The following is a 16386-nucleotide window of genomic DNA, read 5'->3' on the forward strand; positions in this document are numbered from 1 at the left end:
CGCGCTCGCCCGGCGCCCGCCGGCGCGCCGTCGCCGATCCGACGGCGCCGCGAGCGCCCGCCACGCACGACCACGAGGAGTCCCCATGGGATCTGTCATCAAGAAGCGGCGCAAGCGCATGGCCAAGAAGAAGCACCGCAAGCTGCTGCGCAAGACGCGCCACCAGCGCCGCAACAAGAAGTGACCCCCGCCCGGCCGCAGTCCTGGCCGCCCGGCGTCCAGGCCCTCGCCCGCCCCCTGGGCCCGCCCGCCCCCGCGCGCCTGGCCGAGCTGACCACCCTGCGCGTGGGCGGACCCGTCGGCTCCTACCTCGAGGCCCACGACGAGGAGGAGATCATCGGGGCCGTGCGCCGGGCCGACGACTCCGGCACCCCCCTGCTCGTCCTGGGCGGCGGCTCCAACGTGCTGGCCCACGACGACGGCTTCGCGGGCCTGGTCCTGCGCGACGCCCGCCAGAGGGTCGTCCTGGCCGCGGACACCGACTGCGGCGGCGTCGAATTCACCGCCACCGCCGGCACCGCCTGGGACGACCTCGTGCGCGAGGCCATCGCCTCGCACTGGGGCGGCTTCGCCCCCCTGTCCGGCATCCCCGGGACCGTGGGCGCCGCCCCCGTGCAGAACATCGGCGCCTACGGCAGCGAGGCCGCCGAGCTCCTGGCCTCCGTGCGCGCCTGGGACCGGGCCGCGCGGCGCGTGGTCCACCTGCCCCTGGCCGACCTGCGCCCGGCCTACCGCGACTCCGCCCTCAAGCGCTCCCTGACCGACCCGGGCGTCGGGGGCGGGCGGACCTGGGGGCCCACCGGCCGCTGGGTCGTCCTGTCCGTCTCCTTCCACGTGCGCCGGGCCACCCTGTCCGCCCCCATCGCCTACAACCAGCTCGCCGCCGCCCTGGGCGTCGAGCTCGGGGCCCGGGTCGACGAGCGCGCCGTGCGCGAGGCCGTCCTGGACCTGAGGCGCTCCAAGGGCATGGTGCTCGACGCCGCCGACCACGACACCTGGTCCGCCGGCTCCTTCTTCACCAACCCCGTCCTCACCCGCGCCGCCGCCGACGCCCTGCCCGCCGACGCCCCCCGCTACCCCGTGACCGATCACGCGCGCATCGGCGACGACGGCGGGCCCGCCCCCGTCGTCGACGGCCTGGTCAAGACCTCCGCCGCCTGGCTCATCGACCACGCCGGCTTCGCCAAGGGCTACGCCCTGCCCGGATCCGCCGCCTCCCTGTCCACCAGGCACGTCCTGGCCCTGACCAACCGCGGCGGCGCCCGCGCCGCCGACATCGCCGCCCTGCGCGACGCCGTCGTGGCCGGGGTCCGCGAGCGCTACGGGATCACCCTCGTGCCCGAGCCCGTCGCCGTGGGCTGGTGAGGCCGGCCCGGCCCGCCCGGTGAGGCCGGGCCCCGCTCAGCCGGCCAGCCAGGCGTCGACCTGCGCCAGCCACCGGCGCTTGGAGGACGGCGAGGCCAGGGACGCCCGGATCGAGCCGCGCGCCAGGTCGGCCAGGGCGGCGTCGTCCAGGCCCAGGGAGCGGGCGATGGCGTACTGGTCGGTCAGGCGCGAGCGGAACAGGAGCGGGTCGTCGGCCCCCAGGGCGACCTGCGCCCCGTGCTCCAGGAGCAGGGCCAGGGGCACGTCGGCGGCCCGGCGGTACACGCCCAGGCTCACATTGGAGGCCGGGCACACCTCCAGGCTGATCCCGGCGGCCACCACCTCGTCGAGCAGCGCCGGGTCCTCGCTCGCGCGCACCCCGTGCCCCAGGCGGGTGGGCCCCAGCTCGGCCACGACGTCGCGCACGTGCGCCGGGCCCAGCAGCTCCCCGCCGTGGGGCAGCGAGGCCAGCCCCGCCCGGCGGGCGATGCGGAAGGCCGGGCCCCACGAGCGGGTCAGGCCCGCCCGCTCGTCGTTGGACAGCCCGAAGCCGACGACGGTGCCGGGCCCCTCCCCGGCGTAGCGCGCCGCCAGGCGGGCCAGGGCGCGGGCGTCGAGCGGGTGGCGGGTGCGCGAGGCCGCCACGATCACGGCCACCTCCACCCCGGTGAGCTCCGTGGCCCGCGCGGCCGCGTCCAGGATGATCTCCAGGGCCGGGGTGATCCCGCCCACGGAGGGCGCGTAGGAGGTGGGGTCGACCTGGATCTCCAGGCGGCGCGAGCCCTCGGCGGCGTCGTCGAGGGCGGCCTCCACGACGATGCGCCGCATCGTCCCCTCGCCTGCGACCAGGTGGCGGGCGGCGTCGTAGGCTCGCTGAAAGCGGAACCAGCCGCGGTGGTCGGCCGGGACCCGCAGCGGGTCGGCCTCGATGAGGGGCGCCGGCAGGCGGGTGCGCGAGGCCGCCGCCAGGTCCGCCAGCGTCTGCGGGCGCATCGAGCCCGTGAAGTGCAGGTGCAGGTGCGCCTTGGGCAGGGCGGACAGGTCGCGCATGGCCGGATTGTTCCACGCCGCCGGCCGGCGGGCGGATGTGAATCAATCCCCGCCGGTAGGGCAGACTGTGCCCATGAGCAATGCGCTGGCCCGCCGGGAGCCCGAGGAGGTCGCCCTGCTGACCGGGCCGCGCGCCGCCTCCGTCCTCGCCGCCGCACTCGCCCCCGCCGGTCAGCGGCTGGAGAGCTGGGAGGTCCACTCCGTCCACCACCGGCCCGGCGCGGGCGTGTCGGTCGGCTACACCGCCGTCGTGCTGTCCCCGGACGGGCGGCGCCGCACCGAGTACCTGTGCGCGACGACGGCGCGGCTGTCCAACCCGCAGGCCCCGGGCCTGACCCGGGTCGCCCCCACCGGCGGCGACGGCCCGCCCGTGCACGTGTGGCGCCACCCCGCCGACCCCGAGTTGCCCGCGCTCGCGGTCGCCTGCACCCCCTCGCTGCTCTCCCGGCGCCTGGGCGCGCAGGTCAAGGCCACCATGGTCGCCTACCGGCCCACGCGCCGGGCCGTGGTGCGGGTCACCTACACGGATCAGTCCACGTCCTACGCCAAGGTCCTGCCCCCCGGGCACTCCCGCGCTTTCGCCGAGCGGCACCGGATGCTGCTGGCCGCGGGGGTGCCGGCCCCCGAGGTGCTGCGCGACGACCCGGACGGCCTGGTGCTGCTGTCCACCGGCCGCGGCGTGGCCCTGTCGGGGCTGCTGTCGCGGGGCATGGACGTGAGGCGGGCGGAGCGCGTCTTCGCCTCGCTGACTCGTCTGCTCGACTCCCTGCCGGCCTCCGCGCTCCAGCTCGAGGCGCACCCGGCCTGGTCGGAGCGGGCCCGCCACTACGCGCACGCCGCCGCCACCGTCCTGCCCGAGCACGCCGCGCGGGCCCGCGCCGTGGCCGACGGCGTCGAGCAGCTCATGGCCTCCTCCGATCCCGGTCCGATCGTCCCGGTCCACGGCGACTTCTACGAGGCGAACGTGCTCATGGAGGGCGAGGGCGTGGCCAGCCTGCTCGACGTCGACTCCCTGGGGCCCGGCCGGCGCGTGGACGACCTGGCCTGCCTGCTGGGGCACGTGAGCGTCCTGGACCACCTGGCCCCGGCCTCCTACCCGCATCTGCGCCCCGTGCTGGAGACGTGGACGGCCCTGGCCGAGGCGCAGGCGGATCCGGTGGCCCTGCGGGCGCGGTGCGCCGGCGTCGTGCTGTCGCTGGTGGCCGGGGCGCGGCGCGAGGACGGTGGCCCGTGGCGGCCCGACGCCGAGGGCAGGCTGGCCCGGGCCGAGTCCTGGCTGGCCGCCGGCCGGGAGATCCAGGCGCGGCGCGGGGCGCACTGAGGCGGCGGCGCGCCGCGCGGCGCGGCGGGCGCCCCGGCCCCGCCGTCGTGCATGACAATGCACGCCGCGTCATATACGTGACATATTCCCCTGCCATTCTGCTGCGGCACCCGTCCGGTCCCCGACACGGAAGGCAGACCGATGCTCCCACCGCTCCCCGGCGCCGCGCCGTCGCCCGCCCTGTCCGCCCCGCCCGCCCGGGGGCTGTCCGAGGTGCTCACGGGCATAGACGCATTCCTGTGGGGCCCCTGGCTGCTCATACCCCTCCTGCTGGGGACCGGCGTCGTCCTCACGGTGCGCCTGCGGGGCCTGCAGCTGCGCATGCTCGGCCCGGCCCTGCGCTTCGCCCTCCTCCAGCGCGAGGGCGGTGGCGAGGCCGCCGGCGCCGAGGGCGACATCTCGCACTACCAGGCGCTGACCACCGCCCTGGCGGCCACCGTCGGCGTGGGCAATATCGTCGGCGTGGCCACCGCCATCCACCTGGGCGGGCCGGGGGCGCTGCTGTGGATGTGGGTCACCGCCGTCTTCGGCATGGCCTCGAAGTACTCCGAGGCCTTCCTCGCCGTGCGCTTCCGCACCACCGACGCCCGCGGCCAGCAGTCCGGCGGCCCCCAGTACTACCTCCAGCGGGCCGTCGGGGGCGCGGGCGGGCGGGCGCTGTCCGTCTTCTTCGCCTGCGCGGCCGTCCTGGCCTCCTTCGGCATCGGCTCGATGACCCAGTCCAACGCCGTGGCGGCCCAGCTGCGGGCCTCCTTCGGCTGGGATCCGGTGATCGTGGGCATTGTGCTGGCAGTGGCCGTCGGCTCGGTGCTCCTGGGCGGGATCGAGGCGATCGGCCGGGTGACGGCCGGCTTCGTGCCCATGATGATCGTCTTCTACGTGGGCGGCTGCCTGTACATCCTGGCCGTCAACATCACCTCCGTCCCCCACGCCCTGGGCATGGTCCTCGCCGGGGCCTTCACCGGACGGGGCGCCGTCGGGGGCTTCGCCGGCTCGACGTTCCTCATGGCGCTCCAGTACGGGGTGGCGCGCGGCATCTTCTCCAACGAGTCGGGCATGGGCTCGGCGGCCATCGCCGCCGCGGCCGCCAAGACGCACCACCCCGCCCGCCAGGGCCTGGTCTCCATGACCCAGACCTTCATCGACACCATCATCGTGGTCACCTGCACCGGCCTGGTCATCCTGTCCACGGGCACCTGGGCGGAGGGCGACGACCCCGCGACCATGACCGGGCAGGCCTTCACGCACGGCCTGCCGGGCCAGTGGGGCCACTACATCGTCTCGGTCGCCATCGTCTTCCTGGCCTCGTCCACCATCCTGGGCTGGGCCTACTACGGGGAGCGCTGCGTGGAGCGGCTCGTGGGGGTGCACGGGGTCCTGCCCTACCGGCTGCTGTTCACGGTCGTCGTCTTCATCGGCACGGTCACCGAGCTCAAGGACGTGTGGACCTTCGCCGACATCGCCAACGGCCTCATGGCCGTCCCCAACCTCATCGGCATGCTCGCGCTCTCCGGCCTCATCGCCCGCGAGACCGGGGACTACCTGGCCCAGGACCCCCGCCTGCGCCGCCGCGGGGACTCCTTCTCCTCCGTGCCGCAGGAGGAGGAGCCGCAGGAGGGGCGCGACGCCGCCCGGTGAGGGCGCCCCGCCCCCGGACCCTCGGGGGCGGGGCGCCGGCTCACTCGACCTCGGCGAGCAGGGCGGCCATGCGCCCCACGCCCTCGGCGATGGCCTCGTCGCCGGTGGCGTAGGACAGGCGGATGAAGCCGGAGCGGCCGAAGGCCTCCCCGGGGACGACGGCGACCTCGGCGTGCTCCAGGACGAGCCCGGCCAGGGCGGCGGAGGAGTCGATGAGGGAGCCGCGCAGGGTGCGCCCGATGAGCGCCTCGACGCTGGGGTAGGCGTAGAAGGCGCCCCGGGGGACCGGGACCGTCAGGCCCCCGATGCCCGAGAGCAGGTCCACCATGGTCCGGCGGCGCCGGTCGAAGGCGTCGCGCATGGCGGTCACGGCGGACAGGTCCCCGCTCACGGCCGCCAGCGCCGCCCGCTGGCAGACGTTGGCCACGTTGGAGGTCAGGTGCGACTGGAGGTTGGTGACGGCCCGCACGACGTCGGAGGGGCCGATCATCCAGCCCACGCGCCAGCCGGTCATGGCGTAGGTCTTGGCCACGCCGTTGAGCACGACGGTCTGGTCCGCCAGCTCGGGGACCAGGGCGACGATGTGGGCGCTCTCGGCGCCGTCGTAGAGCAGGTGCTCGTAGATCTCGTCGGTGATGACCCAGACGCCGTGCTCCAGGGCCCACCGGCCGATGGCGGTCAGCTCGGCGGGGGTGTGGACCGCGCCGGTGGGGTTGGAGGGCGAGCACACGAGCAGGGCCTTGGTGCGCGGCGTGCGGGCGGCCTCGAGCTGGTCGACCGTGACCTTGTAGTCCTGGTCGGCGCCCGCGAAGACCTCGACGGCCCTGCCGCCGGCCAGGGCGATGACCTCGGGGTAGGTGGTCCAGTAGGGGGTGGGCAGGATGACCTCGTCGCCGGGGTCGACCAGGGCGGCGAAGGCCTGGAAGACGGCCTGCTTGCCGCCGTTGGTGACGACGACGTCGTCGGGGGAGACCTCGTAGCCCGAGTCGCGCAGCGTCTTGGCGGCGATGGCCTCGCGCAGGGCCGGCAGGCCCTTGGCGGGGGAGTACTTGTGGTTGACGGGGTCCTTCGCGGCGGCGACGGCGGCGGCGACGATGTAGTCGGGGGTCGCGAAGTCGGGCTCGCCGGCGCCGAAGCCGATGACGGGGCGGCCGGCGGCCTTGAGGGCCTTGGCCTTGGCGTCCACGGCGAGGGTGGCGGAGGGGGCGATGGCGGCGAGGCGGGCGGAGACCCGGCGCCCTGGTGCGGTGCTGACTGTGCTCACGGGCCAATGGTCACACGCGCCGCCGTCACGCGCCGGTTACACGGGGGCCGGGGCCCGCCGGGGCCGGGGGCGGGCGGCGCGCAGCGGGGCGCGGGGACGGCGCCGTCGGCCACGTGTCGCAGCCCACGGGCGGCGGTGTGGGCAATCGGCCGGGGGTGTGGCAGGATGGGTCATCGCCGAAGGGCAGTGGCGCAATTGGTAGCGCACCGGTCTCCAAAACCGGCGGTTGTGGGTTCGAGTCCCGCCTGCCCTGCTGAGAACGGCGGATCTGTCGGGGGATCCCGTCGGTCCCGTCCTCATCGCCCGCCCGGGCGCTGACCGAGTCGTCGAATCCGAGGATCCTGAGCATGAGCCGAGGCGCAACCGCCGCCAAGAAGAGGACGCGGACCGCGAAGCGCAATGTCTTCGCGCGCATCGCCCTGTTCTTCCGCCAGGTCGTCGACGAGCTCCGCAAGGTCGTGTGGCCGACCACCGGCGAGCTGTGGACCTACTTCTCGGTCGTCGTCGTCTTCATCGTCGCGATCATGGCCTTCACCGGGATCCTCGACACCGTCTTCGACCGCATCGTGATGTGGGTCTTCGCCTGAGCGGCGCCGACCTCCCGCGCCCGTCAGGCCGACCCCTGAATCCATACGAAAGCAGGTAACCGTGTCCGAGGAGATGCCCCGCGAGGAGGCCCAGGCCCAGGCCGGCGAGGCCGCCGACGAGACCGCCCAGGAGGTCGACCCCGTCGAGGAGTTCCGCCAGAAGATGTCCTCGCTGCCCGGCCAGTGGTACGTCCTGCACAGCTACTCCGGCTACGAGCGCCGCGTCGCCGCGGACATCATGGCCCGCGCCGAGAACTTCGAGCTCGAGGACTACGTCTTCGACGCCGTCGTGCCCATGGAGACCGTCATCGAGGTCAAGAGCGCGGGCCGGAAGAAGGAGGTCTCGCGGGTGCGCCTGCCGGGCTACGTGTTCGTGCGCATGGACCTGGACGACCCGGAGACCTCCGACCGCGTGTGGCGCACCATCAAGGACACCCCCGCCGTCACCGGCTTCGTCGGCGACCGCTACAACCCGGTGCCGCTGACCTTCGAGGAGGCCGTCTCCCAGCTCGGCCCCACCCCCGAGGAGGTCGCCGCCAGGAGGGCCGCCGCCCACGCCGCCCCCGAGCGGGGCGAGCGCACCCGGGTCGCCGCCGACGGCCAGGTCTACGAGATCGCCTTCGAGGTCGGCGAGTCCGTCATCGTCACCGACGGGCCCTTCGAGTCGCTGCCCGCCACCATCTCCGAGATCCACCCCGAGACCCAGAAGCTCCAGGTGCTCATCTCCCTGTTCGGCCGCGACACCCCGGCCGAGCTCGCCTTCACCCAGGTCGCCAAGATCTGACGGCCCGCGGGCGGGGCGTGGCCGCGGCGGGGCGTCGCGTCTCACAGCCCCGACCCCTGTGACGCCGCGCACCGCGCCCCGCGCCCGGGCCCGGCCCGGGCTAGGATGACCACTCGTGCGCGCGCGCCTCTCAACGCCGCGCCCACCGCTGCGCGGCAGGCGCGCAGCTCTTCTCCGGACAAGAAGGACCACCACATGGCTCCCAAGAAGAAGGTCGCCGGGCTCATCAAGCTCCAGATCCAGGCCGGCGCCGCCAACCCCGCCCCGCCGATCGGCCCGGCGCTCGGTCAGCACGGCGTCAACATCATGGAGTTCTGCAAGGCGTACAACGCCGCGACCGAGTCGCAGCGCGGCAACGTCATCCCCGTGGAGATCACCGTCTACGAGGACCGCTCCTTCACCTTCGTCACCAAGACCCCGCCGGCCGCCGAGCTCATCAAGAAGGCCGCGGGCGTGGCCAAGGGCTCCGCGGCCCCGCACACCGACAAGGTCGGCTCGCTGAGCCGGGAGCAGATCCGCGAGATCGCCCAGACCAAGATGGCCGACCTCAACGCCAACGACATCGAGGCCGCCGCCAGGATCATCGCCGGCACCGCCCGCTCCATGGGCATTGACGTCGAGGCCTGAGCCCCGCCCCGCCGACCGACCACTTCACACATCTTCACACACCCCGTGGAAGGGCCTCGCGCGGCCCGTTCACCACGACTGCAAGGAGAAGCAGATGCCCAAGCGCTCCAAGGCCTACCGCGCCGCCGCCGAGAAGATCCAGTCCGGAGTCCTCTACACCCCGGCCGAGGCCGTCAAGCTCGCCAAGGCCACGTCCGTCACCAAGTTCGACTCCACCGTGGACGTCGTCCTGCGCCTGGGCGTGGACCCCCGCAAGGCCGACCAGATGGTGCGCGGCACCGTGTCCCTGCCGCACGGCACCGGCAAGACCGCCCGGGTGGTCGTCTTCGCCCAGGGCGAGCGCGCCCAGCAGGCCCTCGACGCCGGGGCCGACGAGGTCGGCGATGACGACCTCATCGCCAGGGTCGCGGCCGGCTGGACCGATTTCGACGCCGCCGTGGCCACCCCGGACCTCATGGGCCGGGTCGGCCGCCTGGGCCGCGTCCTGGGCCCCCGCGGCCTCATGCCCAACCCCAAGACCGGCACCGTGACCATGGACGTGGCCAGGGCCGTGTCCGACATCAAGGGCGGGCGCATCGAGTTCCGCGTCGACCGCGCCGCGAACCTCAACTTCCTCATCGGCAAGGTCTCCTTCACCGATGAGCAGCTGGTGGAGAACCTCCAGGCCGCCCTGGACGAGATCGTGCGCCTCAAGCCCTCGACCTCCAAGGGCCGCTACATCCTCAAGGCCACCATGACCACCACCATGGGCCCGGGCATCCCGCTCGACGTCACCAAGGCCTGATCCGCCCCGACGCCGCCGCGCCGGTCCGCCCCCGTGGGCGGGTCGGCGCTCGTGCGCCCGGCGCGGCGGGGCGCCGGTCCTCGCGCGCTCGACGGTGCGGGTATCTTGGGTCGCGTCCCGATTGGCATGACGACTGGAATCCGTATGAGCTCAACGACCGTCCTCCCCCAGGGCGAGCCCCGTCGCCTGGGCAGCGCCTACGTCCTCGACGCGCGCATCGGCGCCGGGGCGCAGGGCGAGGTCTGGCGGGGCCACCGCACCGAGAGCCCCGGCGCGCCCCTGGCCGTCAAGCTGCTGCGCGCCGAGCTCCTGGACGACGGCGCCGTCGTCGAGCGCTTCATCAAGGAGCGCGCCACCCTGCTGCGGGTGCGCTCGCCCTACGTCGTCGGCGTGCGCGACATGGTCATCGAGGGCACCAGCTTCGCGATCGTCATGGACTTCGTCGACGGCGGCGACCTGCGCGGGCTGCTGGCCGCCTCCGGCCCCCTGCGCCCCGCCGAGCTGTGTCGCATGGGCGCGCTCATGGCCCGCGGGCTGGCGGCCGTGCACGACGCCGGAATCGTGCACCGGGACCTCAAGCCGGCCAATGTGCTCATCGACTGGGGGCCGCAGGGGCGTCCCGCGCCCGCCCCGCCCGCGCCCGCGCCGCCGCCCGGGCCGGGCCGGCGGGTGGACCGCTCCGCCGCCACCGTGCCCGAGGCCCTGGCCGCCACCCGCGTCGTCGGGGCCGCCCAGGCCTGCACGCCGAAGCTGGCCGACTTCGGCGTCGCCCGCATCTGCGACACGGTGTCCTCCTCCCACGTCACCGGGGCGATCGGCACGCCGCTGTACATGGCCCCCGAGATCCTCGCCCCGCAGGCGCCGACCACCGCGGCTGACATCTACTCCCTCGGCGTGGTCCTCTACGAGCTGGCCTGCGGCGTGCCGCCCTTCACCGGCGCCCCGGCCCAGGTCCTGGCCCAGCACGCCCGCCGCGACGCCGGCCGGCCCGGCGGGGTGCCCGACGAGCTGTGGAACCTGCTGGCCGCCATGCTGGCCAAGCACCCCGAGGCCCGTCCCCCGGCCGCGGCGGTGGCCGCCGAGCTGGAGCGGCTGGGCCCGCTCCTGGCCGCCCTGCCGGCCTGCACCCCGCTCACCGAGCCGCCGGCCTCCGCCCCCTCCCTCCAGCCCTACGACTGGGCGCAGGAGGCCGCGTCCACCCGCTCCTCCGCCCCCTCAGGTCCGGCGGCGCCCTCCGCGCCGACCTGGTCCTCCGCCCCCTCCGGTCCGACGGCGCCCTCGGCCCCCGTCCCGGCCGGGACCCCCGCGGCCCCCGCCGCCTACGGTTCCACCGCGGCCCCCGCCGCCTACGGCTCCACCGCCGTCTACACCGGCCCGGGCCCCGCCCCGGGTTCGGGCCCCGGGCCGCGGCCCGGCCGGCCGGACTCCGTCCACCCGCCCGCCGCGCCGCCGCGCCGTCGTCGTCGCCTCATCCCCGTCATCGTCGTCGTGCTCGTCGTGGCCCTCGCCGGCGGCGCCATCGCCTGGTGGGTGCTGGGGCGCAACCGGCTGCCCGACAGCCCCTCCCTGGCCGACGTCGTCGCCGCCGGCACCGTCACCGAGCTCCAGCGCATCCCGGACAGCTCCGCCCTGCGCGTGGCCCCCGACGGCGGCGCCCTGGCGACCGACGACTCGGGGACCTGGAACCTGTACGACCTCAACCGCTCCAACCAGGCCGGCGTGTGGTCCGGCGAGTGCTCCGAGGCGGCCTTCTGGACGGCAAAGGCCCTCCTGTGCGAGAACAGCGGCTCCGAGGCGAGCCTGGTCAAGCTCGACGGCTCCACCTCCGAGGTCCCCGGCCCCGTCGACCACAACCTCATCGGCTCCACCGCCACCACCGCCGTGCTCATCGACGACTTCTCCTCCGGGTCCCTCATCGGCATGGACTCCTCCGGCAAGGAGACCTGGCGGGTCTACGGCGACTTCTCCGGCGGGCGCGTGGACAACGGCTTCCTGGTCGCCTACGACTCGAAGAACAAGCAGGTGGACGTCATCGCGGCCGACTCCGGCGCGGTGCTGCTGCGCCGGGACGTCAAGACCAGCCCCAACTTCGGCTCCCGGGACGAGCCCCTGCCCGGGGGCGTGGGCGTCGACGTCGGCCCCGAGGCCTTCTACGTCACCGACGGCTCCTCCTGGACGGTCTACGACGCCACCGGGAAGGAGGTCAGGACCATCAGCTCCTCGGCCCCGCGCACCTCCTGGGTGAGCTCGGCCCCGCTCAAGGCCGAGGAGCTGGCCGACCTCATCGCCGCGGCCCCCGCCTCGGGGGGCGTGGCCGTGCGCGGCAGGAGCCGGACCGTCACCGTCACGGTCGACACCGGCGCCTGCACCGCCGCGGTCGACGGGGTCACCATCACCGCCGCCCGGCCCGCCCAGAGCAAGGACTGCCTCCTGACCCCGCTCGGGCTCGCGGGCGACGACGACGTCCTCGTCCTCCAGTCCGGCCTCGACCCGGAGAACCAGGCCGCCAAGGACGCCGTCGTGACGGCCCACAGGCTCAAGGACGGCGAGCAGACCTGGAGCATCAAGGGCGCCCTCAAGCGCGTCATCGCCCCCTCCGAGCAGGCCCAGGGCGAGGTCGCGTCCCAGCCCCGCCTCCTCATGATCCAGGGCAGCTCCTACGACTTCAACGAGGTCCTCTACGCCGTCCTGCCCGAGTGAGGCGGGCGCGGGTCGGCCGGTGGCGGGCGGCCCGGGGAGGTGAAAAGGTGGCCAGCGCGGATCTTTCGGGTGCGCGGCGGCTCCTGTGCGTTCGGACGATGGCGTCATCGCACCAGTTCGGGACGGGGCGCATCCGGGAAGGAGGGTGAAAGATATGCGCCGACCACCTTTTCGGGTCCCGTGCTCCACGGTCATGACCGCCCTGGCCTGCGAATCCAATGGGTATACTGCTCAAAATGCAGCAGGGCACGTGTCGAACCTTATCCGCAGTCTCGTTCTGGTAAGGAGTTCTTATCATGAGATCCGTATCGCGCCGGTCGGTCCTGGTGGGTTCCGTCGTGGTGGCGGGCGGAACCGCGCTGGGCGCCTGCACCGGAAGTTCGTCGAAGGGCGGCGGGGGCGCTGCGGGCGCGCCCGCCGGTTCCGGTTCCTCCGCCTCCGCCCCCGCTCCTGCGAGCAGTCCGGGCGCTGCGGGTTTTCGCAGCGGCTGCTCCGGTGTGGAGTGGGATCTGGAGGCGGGCCCGGCGGTGGTGAGGGACGGCATGACAATCCTGCGCCTGTCCTTCTCGCCGGTGTCCGAGAACTCGGCCTCCCTGGGCACGAGGGTCTTCTCGACGTCCGATTCCTCTCATGTCATCGGCGAGATCAAGCTGTTGTCCCTGGCGGGCTCCGCCGTGTATCCGGTGATCGGCGGGGATGCTCATCCGCTCAGCAAGAGCGTCTCCCCGGGTGAGGGCGTAGAGCTGTTCCCGGTTTTCGGGGCGGTGCCCCAGGATGCCGGGACGGTGGAGGCCTTCCTGCCCAATTTCGGCGTGGTGGCGGGTATTCCCGTGGTGGGGGAGGCCGAGGCCGGGTTCGACGTCGCAGCAGCGCTGTCGGGAGCCGACCCGGATACGAGTAAGGCCGGACCCTACAGCATCGGGTCCGCGACCTTCACGGCGGACGGCTCGTCGAACACCCGGAAGGACAGCGCGTCGACGACGGTGACGGTCAGCGGCGATGTCACCTTCGCGTCGGACTCGGCCGAGCTGAGCGGTCAGGCGGATGCGGTGCTGGCCTCGGCGGTGGAGCAGATCAAGCGGTTCCCCTCGGGCGGGGGCCTGGCGATCACGGGCCATACGGATGATGTGGCCGACGACGCCCACAATCAGACCCTGTCCGAGCAGCGGGCCCGGGCGGTGTCGGACCGGTTGAAGCAGCTGGTCGATCTGTCGAAGTGGACGGTGGAGGCGACTGGGAAGGGCGAGGGCGAGCCGCGCGTCCCCAATGACTCCGATGAGCACCGGCAGGTCAATCGGCGGGTGGAGATCGTCCTGACCCCCTCCAATCCCGCGGAGGGGGAGGGGAGCAGAGCGGGCGCGTCCCCCGCACCCGCCCCCGCGTCCCCGGCCGCGGGGTCCGGTCAGATGCCGCAGGCCCAGGGCCCGGTGGGCACCGGCGCGGACGGCGTGGACATCACCATCGACTCCGTCGCGGTGCACGTGTGGATGGAGAAGGTGACGCGCGTGGGCGGCTATCTCGTCGGCGAGCTCCTCATGCGCACGGACTCGGAACTCATCATTCCCGCGATGGCCTTCGGCCTTCCCGGGGCGTGGGACGGCCTCGGCGGTCAGTGGATGGGTCTGGGCTACTCCGTCGTGTCCAACCTGACCCTGCTGAGCGGTGACACCCATTACCTGGAGGCGTATTACATGCCCGGGTCCGATACGCTCCGTCCGCTCGCCAACGCCTTCACCCCCGCGGTGAAGAGCGGTCAGGTGCCGGCCCGCTTACCCGCGGTGTGGCCGGACACCGGGCAGGACGCCGTCGTCCTCGACCTTCCCGGCGGCAAGAAGATGCACCAGGACGCCCTGTGCCTGCGACTGACCGGCATCCCCGTCGTGGAGGGATGAGAGCGCGGGGCCGCTCGTCCCGGAGTCCGCGCGTCCGGCGAGTGAGGGCGCCGGCCGCCTCAGGCCCCCGCGCGCACGGCGAGGATCCAGGCGAGCCAGGCCCCCGCAATGAGGTGGGGCCCCATGGCGATCATCTGCCTGCGCCCCACGACGCGCGCCGCCATGAGGACGAGGGCGCTCAGTCCGGCCAGGATCACGCCCGCCAGCACCCCGCTCAGGGCGGCGCCCCAGCCCAGGGGCCCGAGCCACAGGCCGATCAGGGCGCACAGCTTGACGTCGCCCATCCCCAGGCCGGAGGGCAGCAGCGCCAGGATCAGGGCCGCCCCGCCGATCCCCAGGGCGCACAGCGCCGCCCGCGCCGGCGGGGCGCCGGCCCGCGCCGCCGCCCCCGCGGCGAGCCCGACGGCGGCGCGCGCGACGAGGGCCGCCCCCAGCCAGGCCGCGGCCGCGCCCAGGAGCCGGTTGGGCAGGCGGTGGCACACGGCGTCGACGCTGCCCGCCACGACCAGGAGCGCCACGACGGGCACGGCGACGAGGCCGTCGGCCCAGCGGTGATGGACCAGCGCCCACAGCGCCGTCGTCGTGCACGCCGTGGCGGCCAGGGCGGCCTGCGGTCCGGCGCCGAGCAGTGCGCGGCGGCGCACGACGGGCGGCGGGCCGTCCCCGGCCGGCTCGGCCACGAGCCCGGCGACGTAGTCGCGGGCGAACCGGGAGGCGGGGCCGGCCACCGCGGCGGCGCACGCCGAGGCGGCCGCGACGACGAGGGGGACCGCGACAATGAGAGGGGTCGCAGTGGGCACGGCCCCAGCCTCTCACGCCCCGGGGCGGGCCCTCGCCCCTCCCGGCGGCGAGGGGGTGGGAGCGGTGACCGATCGCACCCGCCTCCGCCGCCCGTGCGCTTGCGCCCCGGGGGAGGGGAGCGGCTAGGGTGTGCCCTGCCGAAGACCGCAGGTCGCCCGCCCCGGCGGGACCGAGTCCGACGACGTCGGAGCCCGCGCAGGTGAGACGAGACCCCCCGCATCGGCGGGGATGCGGCCCCGTGCCACCGGCGCGGGGCCTTATTCGTCGTGGGCCCTGCGGCAGACCACGGAAGGAGGGCCCATGGCAAGGCCTGACAAGGAGGCGGTGATCGCCCGGCTCGCGGACAGGTTCCGCGCCTCGGACGCCGTCCTGCTGACCGAGTACCGCGGGCTGAGCGTCGCCGACCTCAAGGCGCTGCGCCGCTCCCTCGCCGGTAACGCCGAGTACACCGTGGTGAAGAACACGCTCGCCGCGATCGCCGCCCGCCGCGCCGGGCTGGAGGACCTCGCGGAGGACTTCACGGGCCCCTCGGCCCTGGCCTTCGTCACCGGGGAGCCGGTCGAGGCCGCCAAGGCGCTGCGTGACTTCGCCAAGGACAACGCCAACCTCGTCCTCAAGGGCGGCATGATGGACGGCAACGTCCTGGACGCCGCCGCGGTCGAGAAGCTGGCCTCGCTCGAGTCCCGCGAGGTGCTGCTCGCCAAGGCCGCCGGCGCCGTCCAGGCGTCCCTGGCCAAGGCCGCGCACCTCTTCGCCGCGCCCGCCACCCAGGCGGTGCGCACCGTCGACGCCCTGCGCGACAAGCAGGAGGCCGCGGCCTGAGCCGCGCGCGTCACCCCGTACAACTCGTGGCCCTGCGCGCCGTCGCGCGGCAGGACCCGCTTTCCAGGAAGGAATGTCCACTATGGCGAAGCTGACCACCGACGAGCTCATCGAGGCCTTCAAGGAGCTCACCCTCATCGAGCTGAGCGAATTCGTCAAGGCCTTCGAGGAGACCTTCGACGTCAAGGCCGCCGCCCCGGCCGCCGTCGCCGTGGCCGCCGCCCCCGGCGCCGCCGGCGAGGCCGCCCAGGAGGAGGAGAAGGACGAGTTCGACGTCGTCCTCGACTCCATCGGCGACAAGAAGATCCAGGTCATCAAGGAGGTGCGCGCCCTGACCTCCCTCGGCCTGAAGGAGGCCAAGGACCTCGTCGACTCCGCCCCCAAGGCCGTCCTCGAGGGCGTCAACAAGGAGACCGCCGAGAAGGCCAAGGCGCAGCTCGAGGGCGCCGGCGCCTCCGTCACCCTCAAGTGAGCCGCTCCGGGCCAGTCGCCCGGCCGCCCCGATCGCGCCCCGTCCGCCTTCACGGCGGGCGGGGCGCGGCGCGCGGAGGGGCCGGAAGGGCGCGGCGAGGCAGTATGCGCGACTGTGGCGCGAATCGCAAGACCCAATGCGTCTGCGGTATGGAGGGTCCGGGGGCGTGCGTGTACGCTAGCGCTTTGCGTCCATTGTGTGTATAAGCAACTGGAGGCGCCGCCCGGCCGTGGACCCCGAGGGCCCTGCGCGCCGCGCCGGCGCCCACCGGCCCCTCGC

The 16386-nt window shown here is 74.3% G+C and carries 15 protein-coding genes and 1 tRNA gene; 13 read left to right on the plus strand and 3 right to left on the minus strand.

The window, feature by feature from the left end:
- Positions 1-85 precede the first annotated feature (85 nt).
- The gene (locus tag G446_RS20245; protein ID WP_003792170.1) at positions 86-184 is read left to right on the plus strand and encodes a 30S ribosomal protein bS22; all 99 of its coding nucleotides are present in this window, start codon (positions 86-88) and stop codon (positions 182-184) included.
- Positions 181-1365: a UDP-N-acetylmuramate dehydrogenase gene (locus G446_RS0101185; protein ID WP_026408746.1), complete on the plus strand. Its 1185-nt coding sequence runs from the start codon at positions 181-183 to the stop codon at positions 1363-1365. Before G446_RS20245 ends, G446_RS0101185 begins: the two co-directional genes overlap by 4 nt.
- 36 nt (positions 1366-1401) lie before the next feature.
- Here the strand turns inward: G446_RS0101185 and G446_RS0101190 are convergent, their stop codons facing one another.
- Positions 1402-2415: an adenosine deaminase gene (locus G446_RS0101190; RefSeq protein ID WP_026408747.1), complete on the minus strand. Its 1014-nt coding sequence runs from the start codon at positions 2413-2415 to the stop codon at positions 1402-1404.
- Positions 2416-2488: 73 nt separating this feature from the next.
- Between G446_RS0101190 and G446_RS0101195 the strand changes: the two genes are divergently transcribed.
- Both G446_RS0101195 and G446_RS15245 read left to right on the plus strand, forming a co-directional pair.
- A complete protein-coding gene (locus G446_RS0101195) occupies positions 2489-3736 on the plus strand; it encodes a phosphotransferase (RefSeq protein ID WP_026408748.1) in 1248 nt (415 codons plus the stop codon).
- 141 nt (positions 3737-3877) lie between these two features.
- Positions 3878-5374, plus strand: coding sequence for an alanine/glycine:cation symporter family protein (locus G446_RS15245; RefSeq protein ID WP_051285532.1), 1497 nt, complete (start codon positions 3878-3880; stop codon positions 5372-5374).
- A 40-nt stretch (positions 5375-5414) separates the two neighbouring features.
- Here the strand turns inward: G446_RS15245 and G446_RS0101205 are convergent, their stop codons facing one another.
- Entirely contained in the window at positions 5415-6638 is a 1224-nt protein-coding gene (locus G446_RS0101205; protein ID WP_026408749.1) for a pyridoxal phosphate-dependent aminotransferase, read from the minus strand.
- Positions 6639-6818: 180 nt separating this feature from the next.
- Between G446_RS0101205 and G446_RS0101210 the strand changes: the two genes are divergently transcribed.
- From G446_RS0101210 to G446_RS15255, 7 genes are all read left to right on the plus strand, one after another.
- Positions 6819-6891: transfer RNA gene (locus G446_RS0101210), tRNA-Trp, on the plus strand.
- Positions 6892-6985: 94 nt separating this feature from the next.
- Positions 6986-7225: a preprotein translocase subunit SecE gene (gene secE / locus G446_RS0101215; protein ID WP_026408750.1), complete on the plus strand. Its 240-nt coding sequence runs from the start codon at positions 6986-6988 to the stop codon at positions 7223-7225.
- A gap of 73 nt (positions 7226-7298) precedes the next feature.
- Positions 7299-8009, plus strand: a complete 711-nt coding sequence (gene nusG / locus G446_RS15250; RefSeq protein WP_084778827.1) for a transcription termination/antitermination protein NusG — start codon at positions 7299-7301, stop codon at positions 8007-8009.
- 195 nt (positions 8010-8204) lie between these two features.
- Complete coding sequence (gene rplK, locus G446_RS0101225; protein WP_026408751.1) at positions 8205-8636, plus strand: 50S ribosomal protein L11; 432 nt, start codon at positions 8205-8207, stop codon at positions 8634-8636.
- A 94-nt stretch (positions 8637-8730) separates the two neighbouring features.
- On the plus strand, positions 8731-9420 hold the full coding sequence (rplA, locus tag G446_RS0101230) for a 50S ribosomal protein L1 (protein WP_026408752.1): 690 nt from the start codon (positions 8731-8733) through the stop codon (positions 9418-9420).
- Between the two features lie 144 nt (positions 9421-9564).
- Positions 9565-12120, plus strand: coding sequence for a serine/threonine-protein kinase (locus G446_RS21275; protein WP_026408753.1), 2556 nt, complete (start codon positions 9565-9567; stop codon positions 12118-12120).
- A 296-nt stretch (positions 12121-12416) separates the two neighbouring features.
- Complete coding sequence (locus G446_RS15255; protein ID WP_245574528.1) at positions 12417-14012, plus strand: OmpA family protein; 1596 nt, start codon at positions 12417-12419, stop codon at positions 14010-14012.
- Positions 14013-14071: 59 nt separating this feature from the next.
- Here G446_RS15255 and G446_RS15260 read toward each other — a convergent pair whose 3' ends face one another.
- Positions 14072-14812, minus strand: a complete 741-nt coding sequence (locus G446_RS15260; protein WP_034468619.1) for an A24 family peptidase — start codon at positions 14810-14812, stop codon at positions 14072-14074.
- Between the two features lie 301 nt (positions 14813-15113).
- Here G446_RS15260 and rplJ point away from each other — a divergent pair, with 301 nt between their 5' ends.
- On the plus strand, positions 15114-15635 hold the full coding sequence (gene rplJ, locus G446_RS0101250) for a 50S ribosomal protein L10 (RefSeq protein ID WP_026408754.1): 522 nt from the start codon (positions 15114-15116) through the stop codon (positions 15633-15635).
- An 82-nt stretch (positions 15636-15717) separates the two neighbouring features.
- Positions 15718-16107 carry a 50S ribosomal protein L7/L12 gene (gene rplL / locus G446_RS0101255; RefSeq protein WP_026408755.1) on the plus strand — a complete coding sequence of 130 codons (390 nt, stop codon included), beginning with the start codon at positions 15718-15720 and terminating at the stop codon, positions 16105-16107.
- The last annotated feature ends 279 nt before the right edge of the window (positions 16108-16386 follow it).

This window comes from Actinomyces dentalis DSM 19115 (genome assembly GCF_000429225.1).
Classification (GTDB): domain Bacteria; phylum Actinomycetota; class Actinomycetes; order Actinomycetales; family Actinomycetaceae; genus Actinomyces; species Actinomyces dentalis.